The sequence below is a fragment of the Pseudoxanthomonas spadix genome (assembly GCF_003703395.1).
Classification (GTDB): domain Bacteria; phylum Pseudomonadota; class Gammaproteobacteria; order Xanthomonadales; family Xanthomonadaceae; genus Pseudoxanthomonas_A; species Pseudoxanthomonas_A spadix.
The window spans coordinates 247,453-263,859 of record NZ_RDQN01000001.1 but is presented as its reverse complement, the minus strand read 5'-3'; the positions used below and the strand labels follow the sequence as shown (position 1 = coordinate 263,859).

13 protein-coding genes and 1 pseudogene are annotated in these 16,407 nt (G+C 68.4%); 1 reads left to right on the top strand and 13 read right to left on the bottom strand.

Going from position 1 to position 16,407, the window contains the following annotated elements; all coding sequences use genetic code 11:
* Positions 1-124: 124 nt before the first annotated feature.
* The 8 genes and pseudogenes from D9R12_RS01150 to folD all read right to left on the bottom strand — a co-directional run bounded on the left by D9R12_RS01150 (position 125) and on the right by folD (position 8,538).
* Positions 125-568, bottom strand: a complete 444-nt coding sequence (locus D9R12_RS01150; RefSeq protein WP_122227108.1) for an Hsp20/alpha crystallin family protein — start codon at positions 566-568, stop codon at positions 125-127.
* 243 nt (positions 569-811) lie between these two features.
* Positions 812-1,330, bottom strand: a complete 519-nt coding sequence (locus tag D9R12_RS01145) for a dienelactone hydrolase family protein (RefSeq protein WP_244919608.1) — start codon at positions 1,328-1,330, stop codon at positions 812-814.
* A 159-nt stretch (positions 1,331-1,489) separates the two neighbouring features.
* A complete protein-coding gene (locus tag D9R12_RS01140) occupies positions 1,490-2,806 on the bottom strand; it encodes an erythromycin esterase family protein (RefSeq protein WP_122227104.1) in 1,317 nt (438 codons plus the stop codon).
* The gene (locus D9R12_RS01135; protein ID WP_122227102.1) at positions 2,803-3,462 is read right to left on the bottom strand and encodes a phosphoribosyltransferase; all 660 of its coding nucleotides are present in this window, start codon (positions 3,460-3,462) and stop codon (positions 2,803-2,805) included. Before D9R12_RS01135 ends, D9R12_RS01140 begins: the two co-directional genes overlap by 4 nt.
* A 266-nt stretch (positions 3,463-3,728) precedes the next feature.
* A pseudogene (locus D9R12_RS01130) lies at positions 3,729-4,310 on the bottom strand (tyrosine-type recombinase/integrase); the annotation flags it as partial.
* Positions 4,311-4,360: 50 nt separating this feature from the next.
* Positions 4,361-5,941 (bottom strand): glutamine-hydrolyzing GMP synthase, encoded by a 1,581-nt coding sequence (gene guaA, locus D9R12_RS01125; protein ID WP_122227100.1) that lies wholly within the window; start codon positions 5,939-5,941, stop codon positions 4,361-4,363.
* Between the two features lie 139 nt (positions 5,942-6,080).
* Positions 6,081-7,538, bottom strand: a complete 1,458-nt coding sequence (gene guaB, locus D9R12_RS01120; protein WP_014160870.1) for an IMP dehydrogenase — start codon at positions 7,536-7,538, stop codon at positions 6,081-6,083.
* 124 nt (positions 7,539-7,662) lie between these two features.
* Positions 7,663-8,538: a bifunctional methylenetetrahydrofolate dehydrogenase/methenyltetrahydrofolate cyclohydrolase FolD gene (gene folD / locus D9R12_RS01115; RefSeq protein ID WP_122227098.1), complete on the bottom strand. Its 876-nt coding sequence runs from the start codon at positions 8,536-8,538 to the stop codon at positions 7,663-7,665.
* Between the two features lie 49 nt (positions 8,539-8,587).
* Between folD and D9R12_RS01110 the strand changes: the two genes are divergently transcribed.
* Entirely contained in the window at positions 8,588-8,884 is a 297-nt protein-coding gene (locus D9R12_RS01110) for a DUF1244 domain-containing protein (protein WP_122227641.1), read from the top strand.
* Positions 8,885-8,990: 106 nt separating this feature from the next.
* On the opposite strand, the gene D9R12_RS01105 is transcribed toward D9R12_RS01110, so the two are convergent.
* The 5 genes from D9R12_RS01105 to der form a co-directional block, all read right to left on the bottom strand.
* The gene (locus D9R12_RS01105; protein WP_122227096.1) at positions 8,991-10,388 is read right to left on the bottom strand and encodes an FAD/NAD(P)-binding protein; all 1,398 of its coding nucleotides are present in this window, start codon (positions 10,386-10,388) and stop codon (positions 8,991-8,993) included.
* 175 nt (positions 10,389-10,563) lie between these two features.
* Positions 10,564-12,390, bottom strand: a complete 1,827-nt coding sequence (locus D9R12_RS01100; protein WP_122227094.1) for a monovalent cation:proton antiporter-2 (CPA2) family protein — start codon at positions 12,388-12,390, stop codon at positions 10,564-10,566.
* A 204-nt stretch (positions 12,391-12,594) separates the two neighbouring features.
* The gene (gene moeB / locus D9R12_RS01095) at positions 12,595-13,689 is read right to left on the bottom strand and encodes a molybdopterin-synthase adenylyltransferase MoeB (RefSeq protein WP_122227092.1); all 1,095 of its coding nucleotides are present in this window, start codon (positions 13,687-13,689) and stop codon (positions 12,595-12,597) included.
* Positions 13,690-13,716: 27 nt separating this feature from the next.
* The gene (locus D9R12_RS01090; RefSeq protein WP_122227090.1) at positions 13,717-14,934 is read right to left on the bottom strand and encodes a molybdopterin molybdotransferase MoeA; all 1,218 of its coding nucleotides are present in this window, start codon (positions 14,932-14,934) and stop codon (positions 13,717-13,719) included.
* 4 nt (positions 14,935-14,938) lie between these two features.
* Positions 14,939-16,339, bottom strand: coding sequence for a ribosome biogenesis GTPase Der (der, locus tag D9R12_RS01085; protein WP_122227088.1), 1,401 nt, complete (start codon positions 16,337-16,339; stop codon positions 14,939-14,941).
* Positions 16,340-16,407: the final 68 nt, after the last annotated feature.

The following is a 16,407-nucleotide window of genomic DNA, read 5'->3' as shown; positions in this document are numbered from 1 at the left end:
CTCCCCGTCTGGGGGACAACGCGGGTGCACAAATGGAGTGGCCATGGGGGAGGATCGGCCACCGCATCTGGCAGGACACCAACAGGCAGCCCGCCAGATGCGACAGACAGACCGGAAAATCCGGTCACTCCACCTTGACTTCGATGCCTTTGGGCTTGGTTTCGGCTGTCTTGGGGATTTGCAGGGTCAGCACGCCATCCTTGAAGGTCGCCTTGGCCGCACTTGCGCTGACATTATCGGGTAGCGAGAAACTGCGGCTGAAACTGCCATAGAACCGTTCGATGCGATGGAATTTCTTGTCCTTTTCTTCTTTCTCCTGCTTGCGCTCGCCCTGGATGGTGACCACTCCGTTGTCGATCGTGATCTTGACATCGTCCTTGTTCACCTCGGGAATCTCGGCCTTGATCGTGAACTCGTCCGGTCCCTCCGTGATGTCCACCTGCGGGGACCAATCCGCCACGGCGGCGATCTCGCTTCCGCCCCCTGTACGACGCATTCCCATGGCGCGGGTATACCGGTCGAACATGTCTTCGATTTCATGCCAAGGATCCCATTTCACTAAAGCCATGATGCACCTCTCGTCAGCGGGCCGTGAATGAAGATGCTGCCGTCAAATGACCCGCATGCTTTGAACGGCGGCCGGTGAAGGGAATGATTCCGATTGGCCGCGGCGGGGATTGCGCGACCGGGATGCGTAAGGACCTCTTCGACTTGCATGTTGATTCCCGCTCTCGATGGGGTGATCGATACGGTGTTCACTTGAACTGTTCCCACGCACTGCAGCGAGACCAGGCCACTTGGCCGATACACATCAGGCACCGGCGGCGCTCAGGCACCTCACGAACCACGCGCTGGCCAGCCTGGACACCTCGTCCAGCTTGCCCGGCTCCTCGAAAAGATGGGTCGCCTCCGGGACGATGGTGATGCGATGCTCGCAGGAGAGCCGCTGCGCTGCCCGTTCGTTCAGTGCGATGACGTCTGTGTCCCAGCCGCCGACGATGAGCAGGGTCGGCGCGCGAACCCGGCCGAGCGCCTCGCCAGCCAGGTCGGGCCGGCCACCGCGCGACACCACCGCGGCGACCGAATGCGGACGGTCTGCAGCGGTGATCAACGCGGCCGCAGCGCCGGTGCTGGCACCAAACAGCCCAACCGCCAGTGATCGCGACACGGTTTCATTGCCCAGCCAGTCGACGGCAGATGTCAGGCGCCTTGCAAGCAGTGGAATGTCGAATCGATATTCGGCGGTGGCCAGATCGCGCGTGTTTTCCTCGGCAGTGAGCAGGTCGAACAACAGGGTGGCAAGCTTCGCCTGATTCAGGAATTGCGCCACACGCTGGTTGCGACGGCTGAAACGGCTGCTGCCGCTGCCGTGTGCGAAGGCCACGATGCCGAGCGCGTTCGGTGGCATGACCAGACTGCCCTGCAGCAGGGCTCTTCCGGAAGGGATGGCCACGTCGAGGATCTGGACGGGGGACATGGGCATGGGTCTTCAGGCCGCAGCTTCCACGGCTTCGGGCCAGTGCCAATGGCGCGGCGCATCCAGGGGTTCGAGCGCAGCGGTTTCGTCGAGATGGAACACTGCATCGAATTGCTGGGCCAGCGAGGTGACGAAATAATGGCTCGCGCGCTCGGTCTGCGGCACATAGATCACCCCAATGGCGCGCTCCAGCATGGTTTCTCGCAGGGGTTCGGCCGCGGGGTCGTTCAGCTTCAGGAAGAAGCGGTCGATGCCCGTACTGTGAAACAGGTATTCGTAACTGTCATGCAGCGCGGGCCGGACCCATTTGTGTTCGACCTCGCCATCCCACTGCGAGGCCGCCGAAACGTGGCCTGTGTAGGTGGTGAAACCCACCAGCAGCGCCTTGTCCCCGACCTCCTGCCGCATGAGCTGGCCCAGGTTCCATTCGCCGCGCAGATGCGCCTCGGTCGCTCGCGCGTCGCCCAGATGCGAGTTGTGCGCCCAGACGACCACCTTGCCGGTCCCGCCACGGCGAATCCGGTAATCCGCCAGCGCCAGCAGGGTATCGCGCATATGGGCGTCGCGCAGATTCCAGGTGTTGATGCGTCGACCGAACATGGCGCGGTAATAGGTCTCGGCATTGACCACCACGGCCGCGTTGCGCTCGGCAAAGAAATGCGCATCGATCGCCGCCAGGCCGTTGCGTTCGAGATAGGCCTGCGCGTCCTCGCGCAGCTGCAGCAACTGCGCCACTGTCGCCTCGCGGGCGGCCGGACGCTGGCCGAAGGCCGCCTGATAGCCGTACACCTGGGGCTCGCGCACATGATCGAGCGCTGCATAACGACCGCGGGCGATTTCCGCCTGCTCGGGATCGACTTGCTGCAGGTAGCGGATCACGGCGTCGGTTGAGCGGTAGAGGCTGTAGAGATCCAGCCCGTAGAAACCGACGCGGGCTTGCGGACCGAGATCGGCGTTGCAAGTGCGCAGCCATGAGATGAAATTCAGGACTTCGCGGTTGCGCCACATCCACTGGGGAAAACGCTCGAAGTCGTCGAGCGCCGATGCGGCATCGTCATCACCGTCGCCCTGAACGTAGCGGTTGACCCGCCACGCATCGGGCCAGTCGGCCTCGACGGCAACGGCATCGAAGCCGTGCTCGGCAATCAACCTGCGGGTGATCTCCGCGCGCATGCGATAGAACTCCTGCGTGCCGTGGGTCGCCTCGCCGAGCAGCACGAAACGCCGGTCGGCAGCCATCTCCAGCAGGGCGTCATAGTCCGTGGCGCGCTCTTGCAGCCGCTGCGCCAGTGCGCGTGTCGCCAGAAAGGGCGTCATCGGTGTGGTCATTTCAGTGCTCCGGTGGAGTCGAATTTCGCCAGCAGGGTGCGCACCTCGTCGTCGCTGGTCTGATCGAAGTTCCGGTAAAACTGACCGACCGCCTGGAAATCGGCCGGACTGAGCACGCAGACGAATTCGTCGGCCACATCCTGCAGGCGTTCTCGCGTGTCGATGGGTGCAACGGGAACGGCGACGATGATTTTTGCCGGCTTGCGCGTGCGAAGCGCCTTGAGTGCGGCGCGCATCGACGCTCCGGTGGCAATGCCGTCGTCGACGACGATGACCGTGCGCCCTTCGATCCGCGCCGCAGGACGGGCGCCACGGTAAAGCGCTTCCCGCCGTGTAAGTTCGCGATATTCCTGCGCCAGCACGCCTTCGATGTCGCGCTGGGTGACGCCGGACATTGCAATCACATTGCGGTTGAGATCGATTGCGCCACCGGACGCGATGGCGCCCATCGCCAGTTCCGGGTGATGTGGCAGACCGAGTTTGCGCACGATGAGCACGTCGAACTCGGCGCCAAGGGCCTTGGCCACCTCGTAGCCCACGGGAACTCCACCGCGAGCAAGCGCCAGGACAACGAGGTCGCTTCGACCAGCATAGGCACGAAGCGCTCCAGCCAGAAGTCGGCCAGCTGCATGCCGGTCTTCGAAATGACTTTCCATCGCACTACCTCGCGCTGGATGTTGCGATGCCGGGATATCGGCATGTTCTTCACGCTAGGCGCCGTGCAACCCCGGCGCCTTGATCTGGATCAAACCGGCGTTGGCAAGGCCCGGGCGTTCAAGGGTGTGCCGGGTGCATTACACCTGCGCGACAATCCGGGACCGCGACAGTTCCAGCACAGACGGCTTGGTCGCGACGTCGCGGATGCAAACGCTGCCCTGCCCGCCAACAGCAATTCCCGAGGGAGTCATCATGCGGCCTTTCTTCACAAAGCCGCGCTGAGCACCGGGACCGATACGTTCTCCGGCAGCAGCTTCGGCATAAGGGTTCGCCCGTCGATCCAGGCATCGACCATGTCCGCCCACTCCTGCAGCATGTGGCGCCGTTGCTCTGCATACTCGGCCTTGTTGTAGACCGAGCGCGAGGAGCGCCCCTCTTCGTGCGCGAGGCACTTTTCGATCCAGTCGCCGTTGAAGCCCCTCGTTGAGCAGCGTCGAGCCGGTACGGCGCAGGTCATGTACGGTAAAGGGCTCCAGCGGCAGTCCGGCCGCCTTGGCCCGCTCCACGATGAGTTGGGCGACCCGGTTCAGGGTCGCATGCGACATGCAACGGGTCGGCCCGTAGTGCGAGGGCAGTACGAACATCGAGCCAGCCGCGCAGGTGTGCAACGCCACCAGGATGTCCAGGGCCTTACGTGACAAATAGGCCACGTGAGGGTTGCGCCCCTTCATGCGCTGCTTCGGGACGTCCAGGTCGCGTTCTCGAAGTCGATCTCGCTCCAGGTGGCCTCGATCAGTTCGCTCTTGCGCACCAGGGGCAGCAGGACCATGCGCAGCGCCAGCCGGATCTCGGCCGGATTTCTTCGATAACTTACGATAGTCCCCGAAGGACTCGATTTCACTCCCACTCGATCGTCGCCGGGGGCTTGCCGGAGATGTCGTAGACCACGCGCGAGACGCCGCGCAGTTCGTTGATGATGCGGTTGGACACCGTGCCGAGGAACTCGTAGGGCAGCTGCGCCCAGTGCGCGGTCATGAAGTCGATGGTCTCCACCGCACGCAGGGCGATCACCCATTCGTAGGCGCGTGCGTCGCCGACCACGCCGACCGACTTGACCGGCAGGAACACGGCGAAGGCCTGGCTGGTCCTATCGTAGAGATCGGCCTTGCGCAGTTCGTCGATGAAGATCGCGTCGGCCTTGGCCAGCAGCTCGGCGTACTCGCGCTTGACTTCGCCCAGGATGCGCACGCCCAGGCCCGGTCCGGGGAACGGATGGCGGTAGACCATGGTGCGCGGCAGGCCCAGTTCCACGCCCAGGCGGCGCACCTCGTCCTTGAACAGCTCGCGCAGCGGTTCGACCAGGCCCAGCTTCATGCGCTCGGGCAGGCCGCCGACGTTGTGGTGGCTCTTGATCACGTGGGCCTTGCCGGTCCTGCTGCCGGCCGACTCGATCACGTCCGGATAGATGGTGCCCTGGGCCAGCCACTTGGCGTTGGCCAGCTTGCTGGATTGCTCGTCGAAGATCTCCACGAACAGGTTGCCGATGATCTTGCGCTTGGCTTCGGGGTCGCTGACACCCTTGAGCGCGTTGAAGTAGCGATCGGCCGCATCGACCCGGATCACCTTGACGCCCATGTGCTCGGCGAACATGGCCATCACCTGGTCGCCCTCCTGCCAGCGCAGCAGGCCGGTGTCGACGAATACGCAGGTCAGCCTGTCGCCGATGGCCTTGTGCAGCAGCGCGGCCACCACCGACGAATCCACCCCGCCGGACAGGCCCAGAATCACCTCGTCATCGCCGACCTGCGCGCGCACCCGGGCGATCTGGTCGTCGATGATGTTGGCCGCGGTCCACAGCGTGGCGCAGCCGCAGATGTCCACCACGAAGCGGCGCAGCAGGGTCTGGCCCTGCAGGGTGTGGGTGACTTCCGGGTGGAACTGCACGCCGTACCAGCGCCTGGCCTGGTTGGCCATCGCCGCGACCGGGATGCGGTCGGTGGTGGCGGTGATGGTGAAGCCCGGCGGCACCCTGGAGACATGGTCGCCATGGCTCATCCACACATTCAGCCTGGGCGCGCCGGCATGGTCGGACAGGCCGGCGAACAGCGCATCGGCATTGACCACGTCCACTTCGGCATGGCCGAACTCGCGCTGGTCGGCCGCTTCGGTGGCCCCGCCCAGCTGCACGGCCATGGTCTGCATGCCGTAGCAGATGCCCAGCACCGGCAGGCCGCTGTCGAACACTTCCTGCGGCGCCCTCGGCGCATCGGGCAAGGTGGTCGATTCGGGGCCGCCGGACAGGATGATGCCCTTGGCGCCGAAGTCGGCGATCTGGCTCGGATCATGGTCCCAGGCCCAGATTTCGCAGTACACCCCGATCTCGCGGATGCGCCGGGCAATCAGCTGGGTGTATTGGGCGCCGAAGTCGAGGATCAGGATCTTGTCGGAATGTAGGTCGTCGCTGCGGGTGTTTGACATCGGGACTCGGGACTCGGGACGCGGGACTCGGGCTCCCATGTCCGCTGGCGATGTAGAAACGGCGACCAAGGATGCGCATCCTCCGCCGCCGATGAACTGCTTTGCCGAGTCTCGAGTCCCGAGTCCCGAGTCCCGGCTCTTACCCCATCCGGTAGTTCGGCGGTTCCTTGGTGATCTGCACGTCGTGGACGTGGCTCTCGCGCTGGCCGGCGCCGGTGATCTTCACGAACGTGGGCTTGGTGCGCATGTCTTCGATGGTGGCGCAGCCCACATAGCCCATGGTGGCGCGCAGGCCGCCGGTGAGCTGATGGATGATCGAGCTCAGCGGCCCGCGATAGGGCACCCGGCCTTCGATGCCCTCGGGCACCAGCTTGTCGGCATCGGAGGCGTCCTGGAAATAGCGGTCCTTGGAGCCCTTCTCCATCGCCCCCAGCGAGCCCATGCCGCGGTAGCTCTTGTAGCTGCGGCCCTGGAACAGTTCGATCTCGCCCGGCGCTTCCTCGGTGCCGGCGAACAGGCCGCCGATCATCACCGTGGAGGCACCGGCCACCAGCGCCTTGCCTATGTCGCCGGAGTAACGGATGCCGCCATCGGCGATCAGCGGGATGCGGTCCTGCAGCGCCTCGGCCACCATGTTGACCGCGGTGACCTGCGGCACGCCCACCCCTGCCACCACCCGGGTGGTGCAGATCGAGCCCGGGCCGACCCCGACCTTGACCGCATCGGCACCGGCATCCATCAGCGCCAGCGCCGCATCGCCGGTGACGATGTTGCCGCCGATCACCTGGACCTGCGGATAGGTCTTCTTGACCCAGGCCACGCGGTCGATGACGCCCTGCGAATGGCCGTGCGCGGTATCGACGATCACCACATCCACGCCGGCGGCGGCCAGCGCCTCCACGCGCTGCTCGGTGTCGCCACCCACGCCCACCGCGGCCCCGACCAGCAGGCGGCTGGAAGCGTCCTTGGCGGCGTTGGGGCTGTCGGATTTCTTCTGGATGTCCTTGACCGTGATCAGGCCACGCAGGTGGAAGCCGTCGTTGACCACCAGCACCTTCTCGATGCGGTGCTTGTGCAGCAGCTCCAGTACTTCCTCGTCGCTGGCCCCTTCGCGCACGGTGATCAGGCGATCCTTCTTGGTCATGATGTGGCTGACCGGATCGTCGAGCTTCTTCTCGAAGCGCATGTCGCGGCTGGTGACGATGCCGACCAGCTGGCCGCCGTCGACCACCGGCACGCCGGAGATGTTGCGCGCGCGGGTCAGCTTGAGGACCTCGCCGATGGTGGTCGTGGGGCCGACGGTGAACGGTTCGGTGATGACGCCGGATTCGAACTTCTTGACCCGGGCCACCTCGGTGGCCTGGTCGTCGATGCTCAGGTTCTTGTGGATGATGCCGATGCCGCCCAGCTGGGCCATGGTCACCGCCAGGCGGTGCTCGGTGACGGTGTCCATCGCGGCCGAGAGGATCGGCAGTTTCAGCCGCAGCTCGCGGGTCAGCCGGGTCTCCAGGTTCACCGCATTGGGCAGCACGGTGGAATGGGCCGGGACCAGGGAAACGTCGTCGTACGTCAGTGCTTCAGCCAGGATGCGCAGCATCGGCCACCTAACCAGGTTCTGGGGAAGCGCGACATTCTAGCGCAGCGCGGCAGCCTTTTCCCCCGCCGCTCGGGCGGGCTGCCACGCTGGCGCGAGGCGGGAAACCGCCCGCCGGCCTGCCCGTTCAGCCAGCGTCGCTGGCCTCGGCCGCTTCCAGGGTGTTCTGCATCAGGGTGGCCACGGTCATGGGCCCCACGCCACCGGGCACCGGGGTGATCCAGCTGGCGCGCCGGGCGGCGGCTTCATAGCCGATGTCACCGGTCAGGCGGCCGTCTTGCAGCCGGTTGATGCCCACATCGATCACCACCGCGCCCGGCTTGACCCATTCGCCGGGGATCAGGCCGGGACGGCCTACGGCCACCACCAGGATGTCGGCATCGCGCACCCGCGCTTCCAGCACGGCCGGCGGGGTGAACTTGTGGCAGCTGGTCACCGTGCAGCCGGCGATCAGCAGTTCCAGCGCCATCGGCCGGCCGACGTGGTTGGACACGCCGACCACGGTGGCGTTGCGGCCGCGCACCGGCTGGTCGGTGTGGCCCAGCAGCGTGACGATGCCGCGCGGGGTGCACGGACGCAGGCCGAACTCGCGCAGGGCCAGGTGGCCGACGTTTTCCGGATGGAAGCCGTCCACGTCCTTGCGCGGGTCGATGCGGTGGATCAGGCGGCGCGCATCGGCGATGCCCGGCAGCGGCAGCTGGACCAGGATGCCGTGGACCTTGGGGTCGGCATTGAGCTGGTCGATCAGCGCCAGCAGCTGGGCCTCGCTCGTGCCGGCCGGCAGGTCATGGTCGTAGGCGACGATGCCGACCTTCTCCGCCGCCCGGCGCTTGTTGCGCACGTAGACGGTGCTGGCCGGGTCGCCGCCCACCAGCACCACCGCCAGGCCCGGCGCGGCCTTGCCGGCGGCCACCCGCGCATCGACCCGCTGCTTGAGCTGGTCCAGCAGGTCCTCCGCGATGCGGCGGCCGTCGAGGATGCGGGCGGGGGCGGAAGCGGTCATCGAGTCGCGTTGTAAAGTGCGTGGCTCCGCATTGTCCCTGATTGCCACCATGACCGACACCACGCAGTTCGAAGCGGCCGCCTTCCGCCGCCTGCTCCAGCACCTCAACCAGGACCGGCACGACGTGCAGAACATCGACCTGATGACCCTGGCCGGGTTCTGCCGCAACTGCCTGGCGGACTGGTATCGCGAAGCGGCCCAGGCCGCCGGCACGCCGATGAGCAAGGACCAGGCCCGCGAGGCGATCTACGGCATGCCCTTCGCGCAATGGAAGGCCAGATATCAGGCCGATGCCAGCCCCGAGCAGCTGGCGGCGTTCCAGGCGGCGCAGCAGCGCCACGGTTGAGCCCGGGCGCTCGCGGTGGGCGGCTCTGGTGCCGGCGCCCGCCTTGCCGATGAAGTGCCGGTGCCAGCCGGCGCGGGGGCACGAAAACCCCCCGCGCCGACCCGCCTCAGCCGGCTTCGCGCAGATCGCCGTCGGCGTCGGCGGCGCCCCGCCCAGCACCGGCCTGCTGCGACAACAGGCGCCTGGCCAGGTCGCGGGCGGCGGCGCGCAACTCGGGCACGGCGGTGATTTCCCACAGCTGGCCGCGCAGCAAGGGGCCCAGGCAGTACAGGCCGGTGACCGGGCTGCCGAACCGATCGCGCAACCGCAGGTGTGCATCGGCATCCACACCCAGGCCCAGCGGATCGGCGCCGATCAGGCCCGCATCGCGCAGCGTGGCCACCAGCGGGTGGCTGCTGCGCTCGATGTCGGTATCCAGCCCGGTGGCGCGGATCATCACGTCGAAATGGCCCAGCCAGGCACTGTCGGCGCCACGTGGGCGGATCAGCGCTTCCACATCGCCCACCCCCACCCGCGCGCGCAGCAGGCGCCCGGCCACCACCCGCAGCTGACCGGCCGCCTGCATGGCCTGCAGCTGCCCGGCCACGGACGGGGCGAGGCGATGGCGCAGGGTTTCCCAGTGCGAACGCAGGTGGCGCAGGAAGCGCGCGCGCGTGGCCAGGTCCAGGCCGCGCCAGAACGGCTGCAGGTGTGGCCGCAGCGCATCGACCACCCGGCGCCAGTCGTCGACCACCGTGGACAGCTGGCGCAGGGTGCGCACCAGGCCGCGCAGGTCGTGATCGCGCAGCGCCTGGTGCACGCCCGGCGGCAGCTCCAGCGGCGCGCCGGGCACCTCCAGGTGCGCCTGCGGCACCAGGCCGTGGCGCGAAAGCGCGGTGATCGGCCCGCGGTGGCCGCGCTGGCGCAGGGTCACGGCGACATCGGCCATGGTCAGCCCGGCGCCGACGATCAGCAGCCGCGCCTCCGGCGCGATCGTGTCGATCGCCCCGTCCTGCCACGGCCAGCCGATGTAGCGCCGGTCCACCGCCAGGCGCGGACCGACCCCGGCCAGGCGCTGCGGCGGCAGCGCGCCCACCGCCAGCACCACCACCTCGCTGAAGAAATCCTCGCCATTGGCCAGCAGCACCTGGAACCCACCGGGCACCCGGTCCACCGCGACGGCTTCCTCCTCGATCCGGGCAAGGCCGCTGGCCGCTTCGGCGGCCTGCTGCAGGCGCGACTGCAGGTATTCCCCGTAGGCAAGGCGCGGCAGGAAGTCCAGACGGCCGCGCTCGCCCAGCGCCAGGGTGTCGGCAAAGCCGCTGGGCACCGCCGCATCGGCGCCCAGGTCCTTGGCGCGCACGTTGAGCAGGTGTTCGGGCCGCGCCGCGCCGTAGGCCACGCCGCGGCCGAAGGTCTCCGGCTGGCCGACCAGGGTCACGCGCGTGTCCGGGCCGCCCTGGCGCAACAGCTCCACGGCCAGGGTGCTGCCGCAGAAACCGGCGCCGATCAGGGTGATCTGCATGGAAACGTTCTCCTCTCTCCAGGGGAAGGGCGAGTGGAACCCAGCGGCGCCGGCCACGCGTAAAGGTCTGGTTAGGATGAGCGCCGCCGGCCTGCATCCGAGTGCATGAACTCATGCCGCACCGTCATCATCGCCGCCGGCCAGCCGGCCGGCGCGATGGCGCGCTGCGCGGGGCTCAGGGGTCTTCCAGGTTCACCGGACTGGAGGGATTGAGGACCTGGCTCTCACGGCGCGGGGCGGTCAACGGGGTCGGCGTCCCGGGCGCGGTGTTGCCGATCAGCAACGGAAATCCGGCGCGGATATCGCCGGCGGCCAGTTCAAGGTCGAAGCGTTCGCCATCCAGGCGCCGGACCTGTTCGGCCGTGCGCGCGGCCTCGTCGGCGTCCACGCCCATCTCCACCAGCGCCGCCTGGCCAAAGCGCAGCGCCGACTCGAAGGTTTCGCGGATCTGGTAATCCACCCCGGCCTTGACCAGCTGCAGCGCGTGCTCGCGGTCGAACGAACGCGCCAGCACCTTGGCCTGCGGAAATGCCTCGCGCACCAGCGCCACGATCCGGCTGGTCACCGCGCGGTCATCGGTGCAGACCGCGATGGCCCGCGCGGTGGCCGCGCCCGAGGCGTGCAGCACGTCCAGGCGGGTGCCATCGCCGAAGAAGATCCTGAAGCCGAATTCCTCGGCGCTGCGGACCATGTCGATGTCGTTGTCGATGATGGTCACCGCGATGTCGCGCGCCAGCAGCAACTGGCTCATGACCTGGCCGAAGCGGCCAAAGCCGATGATCAGCACGCTGCCGCTGCGGTCGTGGAGCGCTTGCACCACGTCCATCGAGGCGGCCACCCCGGGCATGAACCGGCGCGCGCCGACCACCACCAGTGGAGTCAGCGCCATCGACAGCACCACCACCGCGGTCATGGTGGCGCCGACCCCGGCATCGATCAGCCCGGCGGCCGCGGCGGCCGCGTACAGCATGAAGGCAAATTCGCCGCCCTGGGCCATCAGCACCGCGCGGTCGAGCGCCTCGCCATGGGAGCTGCGGGTCAGCCGCGCGATGAGATAGATGCACAACGCCTTGGTGATCATCATCGCAACCACCAGCGCCGAGACCAGCAGCCAGTTCTGCGCCACCGCGGCCAGGTCCAGCGCCATGCCCACGGCCAGGAAGAACAGACCCAGCAGCACGCCACGGAAAGGCTCGATGTCCGCCTGGATCTGGTGGCGAAAGGTGGACTCGGACAGCAGCACGCCGGCCACAAAGGCACCCATTGCCATCGGCAGCCCGCCCAGCTGCATCAACAGCGCCGCGCCCAGCACCACCAGCAACGCAGCCGAGGTCATGACCTCGCGCGCCTTGGCCTTGGCCAACACCCGGAACAGCGGATTGAGCAGCCACATCCCGGCCGCGATCAGGGCGGCCAGGCAGGCGATGCCCAGGCCGATCGCGCGCCAATCCCAGAGCCCGCCTTCGGCCGGCGGCCGTGGCGAGAGCAAGGCCACCAGCGCCAGCAGCGGCACGATCAGCAGGTCCTCCAGCAGCAGCACCGAGACGATCTTCTGCCCGTGCGGCAGCGTGATGTCGCCGCGTTCGCCCAGCAGCTGCATCACCGTGGCCGTGGAAGTCAGCACGAACCCGGCCGCGGCGATGAACGCCGCCGGGCCGTGCAGGCCAAAGGCCAGGCCGACCCCGGTCAGCGCCAGCGTGCACACCGTGATCTGCAGCGTCCCCAGGCCGAAGATCTGCCGGCGCAGGCTCCACAGATGCAGGGGCCGCATCTCCAGCCCGACCACGAACAGGAACAGCACCACGCCCAGCTCGGCCACGTGCAGGATGGCCTGCGGATCGTGGAACCACTTCAGCCCGAACGGGCCGATCGCCAGGCCGCCAGCCAGATAACCCAGCACCGAACTGAATCCAAGCCGGCGAAACACCGGCACGGCCACCACGGCCGCCGCCAGCAGGACGACGAGCTTGATCAGTTCATTGGACGGGGGCAGTGCGCTCATGGCGGAAAGTCCAGCCAGGCCATGGGCCTGCACAGGCCGGGGCCAGCTGGAGCGGGCACAGCGGGCATGGCGGGCATGGCGGGCGCTGCATTTTCATCATCTGGCACAGGCTTGCAAGACCGGTGCGCAAGGGCCGTCGCTGGTTTGCCGGCCTGCGCCCGAGCGCGCATGGCGCCACCGCATCCGCGGCCGTCGCGGGTCTCGTCAGCCGCTGGCCGGCGCACACACCGGGCACGACGGATCGGGGTCGAGCCGCATCTGGTGGAAGCGCATCGCCAGCGCATCGAAGTTGAGCAGCCGCCCGGCCAGCGACTGGCCGATGTCCAGCAGCAGCTTGATCGCCTCGGTGGCCTGCAGCAGCCCGATCACGCCGGGCAGCACGCCCAGCACGCCGGCGTCGGCGCAGTTGGGCGCCAGTTCCGGCGGCGGCGGTGCCGGGAACAGGCAGCGATAGCACGGCGCCTGCCCGCGCCGGCGGCCGGCATCGAACACGCTGACCTGGCCCTGGAACTGCAGCACCGCGCCATAGACCAGCGGCTTGCCGAGCTCCACGCAGGCATCGTTGAGCACATAGCGGGTGGCGAAGTTGTCGGCGCCGTCGATCACCACGTCCACGCCTTCGAGCAGGCGCCGGGCATTGCCGGTGGTGACCCGTTCGGCGATGGCCTCCACGCGCACCTGCGGGTTGAGCGCACCGAGGGCGCGCTCGGCCGAGGCCACCTTGGGCTCGCCGATGCGCGCCTGGGTGTGCAGGATCTGGCGCTGCAGGTTGCTCAGCTCGACATGATCGTCATCGACGATGCGCAGCGTGCCCACGCCGGCCGCGGCCAGGTAGAACGCAGCCGGCGATCCCAGCCCGCCGGCGCCGACCACCAGCACGCGCGCCGCGCGCAGGCGTTGCTGGCCGGCCTCGCCGACCTGGGGCAGGCGCAGGTGGCGCGAATAGCGCTCGAGGAAATCGACACGCTCGGCGTCCAGCACCGGCTTGACCAGCGGCAGGCCGTCTTCGACCCAGCGCGTGGTGCCACCTTCGACCGAGGCCACCTGTAGGTAACCGGCCGCCACCAGCGCCTGGGCGGCGGCCAGCGAACGTCCACCGATCTGGCAGATCAGCACCACTTCGCCGGCGCGATCGGGCAGGTGCGCGGCCGGGTCGGCTTCCAGCGTGGCGCGGGCGATGCCCAGCGCGCCTTCGGCCTGGCCGCCGGCGCGCTCGTGTTCTTCGCGCACGTCGATCAGCACGGCGCCGGCGGACTGGCGGGCGCGGGCCTGGGCGGGGGTGAGGCGGTGGATCTGCATGCGCCGATTATCGCCCGCGCCGCGGTATCAGTACGGCAACACCGGCACCGGCGCGCCGGCCGGGTAAGCGCGCGCGCCGGCTTCCAGCACGATCAGGGCATCGCTGTCGGCCGCGCCGCGCAGCTGGTGCGAGGCTTGGGCCGGGTTGGGTTCGACCAGCAGCACGCCGTCCTCGCTGCAGCGCAGGCGGCCGCGCAGGAACTCCAGCCGCTCGTGCGATTTGTTCCAGGCACAGGCCAGGCGCGCGGTCAAGCGCGGACGTGGCTCGGCCCGGCCCTGCAGCGCGTCCAGCAGCGGCCGGCCCAGCGCCAGGAAGGTGGCCAGCACCGAGACCGGATTGCCCGGCAGGCCCAGCAGCAGTGCCTGTTCCAGCGTGCCGAACAGCACCGGCATGCCAGGCTTGATCTTCACCTTCCAGAAATGCACCTGGCCATGCGCCTGCAGCAGGCCCGGCAGCAGGTCCTTCTCGCCGGCAGATACGCCGCCGGCGGTGATCACCACGTCGAACGCGCCGGCGGCATCGCGCAGCGCCGTTTCCACCCGCTGCGGATCGTCCGGCAGGCGCGGCCAGGCCACCGGCTCCAGGCCGAGCTGGCGCAGCAGGCCCATCAGCAGCGCGCGGTTGCTGTCGTAGATCTGGCCCGGCTTGAGCGCGGTGCCCGGCTCGGCCAGCTCGTCGCCGGTGGAGAATACCGCCACGGTCGGGCGCGGCTGGATCGCCAGCTCCGCATGGCCCAGCGCGGCGGCCAGCGACACCCGCGCCGGGGTCAGCACCTGGCCGGCGTGCAGCACCTGCTGGCCGGCCTGCACGTCCTCGCCGGCGCGGCGGATGTCATTACCGGCCAAGATTCCGGGCGGCACGGTGACCTGGTCGCCGTGCAGCTGCACCAGTTCCTTCATCACCACCGCATCGGCCCCGCCCGGCAGCGGCGCGCCGGTGGTGATGCGCGCGCACTGGCCGGCCTGCAGGACCAGGCCGGCATCCGGCCCGGCGAACTGCTCGCCGGCCAGGGTCAGCGTGGTCGGCACATCGGCCGCCAGGTCGGCGCTGCGCACGGCAAACCCATCCATGCGGCTGTTGTCGAACCGCGGCAGCGGGAACTGCGCGGTGACCGCCTGCGCCAGCACCCGCCCGTCGACCCGCTGGATCGCGACCCGTTCGCTGCCCGGCCGGCGCGCGCCGGCCACGCGCTGGACGATTTCCAGCGCGCGGGCGTAATCGATCCGGGTCGGGACATCGGCCACCGCGCTACTTGCGTCCCTTGACGTGACGGATCAGGCGCTTCTTCTTGGCGATCTGGCGCTCGGTCAGCACGTTCTTCTTGCCTTCGTACGGGTTGCTGCCTTCGCGGAACAGGAACCGCACCGGCGTGCCGACCAGCTTGAAGCGCTTGCGGAAGAAGTTTTCCAGATAGCGCTTGTACGACTCGGGCAGCACTTTCAGGCGGGTGCCGTGGACGATGAAGGTCGGCGGATTCTCGCCGCCCGGATGCACGTAGCGCAGCTTGGAGACATGGCCGCGGATGCTGGGCGGCGGATTGGCTTCATAGGCGATCTCCAGCGCGGTATTGACCTCGCTGGTACTGAACACCTTGGTCGCCGAGGCATGGGCCCGGTGCACGGCCTGGAACAGTTCGCGCAGGCCCGAACCATGCTTGGCCGAGATGCGCACCGCCTCGGCCCATTCGACGAAGTTGAGCTTGCGCGCCAGCAGCGACTCGGCCTGCTGGCGCTGGTATTCGGTCAGCCCATCCCACTTGTTGACCGCCACCACCAGCGCCCGCCCGGCATCCAGGATCGCACCAAGCACGCTGGCGTCCTGGTCGGTCACCCCTTCGGTGGCATCCAGCAGCAGCACCGCGACCTGGCACTGCTCGATGGCCTGCAGGGTCTTGACGATGGAGAACTTCTCCACTGCCTCCTCCACCTTGCCCTTGCGGCGGATGCCAGCGGTGTCCACCAGCCGGTACAGCTTGCCGTCGCGTTCCAGGTCCACGGCGATCGAATCGCGGGTGGTGCCCGGCACTTCCGAGGCGATCATGCGTTCAGCGCCCAGCAGGCGGTTGACCAGGGTCGACTTGCCCACGTTGGGCCGGCCGACGAAGGCGATGCGCATGCGCGCCGGATCCTCGTCCAGGGTCGCGCCGGCGCCTTCTTCCGGCAGGCGCTCGTGGATCACTTCCAGCAGCTCGTCCAGGCCCTGGCGATGCGAGGCCGACAGGGTCAGCACGTCGGTGAAGCCGTAGCGGGCGAAGTCCGAACGCGCGTTGTCCTCGTCCACCCCGTCGATCTTGTTCAGCACCAGCAGGGTCGGCCGGGCGGTCTTGCGCAACCAGGCCAGGATCTCATCGTCCAGCGCCGAGGCGCCTTCGCGCGCATCGACGATGAACAGCACCAGGTCGGCCTCGGCCGCCGCGCTGCGGGCCTGGCGCGCGGTGGCCCCGGACAGGCCCTGCTCGTCACCGGCGATGCCGCCGGTATCGACCAGCACGAATGGATGCTCCGGATCGAGCCGGCAGATGCCGTAGTTGCGATCGCGGGTCACCCCGGGCTGGTCGTGCACCAGCGCATCGCGGGTGCGCGTGAGCGCATTGAACAGCGTGGACTTGCCCACGTTGGGACGGCCCACCAGGGCGACGAGAGGCAGCATGTGAGCAGGGCCGGAAAGACAAAAACGCAGGGCACCTCAGCTCCAGAGCCATCCGGGAACCGGAGCTG

Excerpts from the sequence above, each read along its gene's own strand:
- D9R12_RS01150 (WP_122227108.1), bottom strand. The coding sequence starts at position 568 with ATGGCTTTAGTGAAATGGGATCCTTGGCATGAAATCGAAGACATGTTC.
- D9R12_RS01140 (WP_122227104.1), bottom strand. The coding sequence starts at position 2,806 with ATGACCACACCGATGACGCCCTTTCTGGCGACACGCGCACTGGCGCAG.
- D9R12_RS01135 (WP_122227102.1), bottom strand. The coding sequence starts at position 3,462 with ATGGAAAGTCATTTCGAAGACCGGCATGCAGCTGGCCGACTTCTGGCT.
- guaA (WP_122227100.1), bottom strand. The coding sequence starts at position 5,941 with ATGTCAAACACCCGCAGCGACGACCTACATTCCGACAAGATCCTGATC.
- guaB (WP_014160870.1), bottom strand. The coding sequence starts at position 7,538 with ATGCTGCGCATCCTGGCTGAAGCACTGACGTACGACGACGTTTCCCTG.
- folD (WP_122227098.1), bottom strand. The coding sequence starts at position 8,538 with ATGACCGCTTCCGCCCCCGCCCGCATCCTCGACGGCCGCCGCATCGCG.
- D9R12_RS01110 (WP_122227641.1), top strand. The coding sequence starts at position 8,588 with ATGACCGACACCACGCAGTTCGAAGCGGCCGCCTTCCGCCGCCTGCTC.
- D9R12_RS01105 (WP_122227096.1), bottom strand. The coding sequence starts at position 10,388 with ATGCAGATCACCCTGATCGGCGCCGGTTTCTGCGGCAGCACCCTGGCC.
- D9R12_RS01100 (WP_122227094.1), bottom strand. The coding sequence starts at position 12,390 with ATGAGCGCACTGCCCCCGTCCAATGAACTGATCAAGCTCGTCGTCCTG.
- moeB (WP_122227092.1), bottom strand. The coding sequence starts at position 13,689 with ATGCAGATCCACCGCCTCACCCCCGCCCAGGCCCGCGCCCGCCAGTCC.
- der (WP_122227088.1), bottom strand. The coding sequence starts at position 16,339 with ATGCTGCCTCTCGTCGCCCTGGTGGGCCGTCCCAACGTGGGCAAGTCC.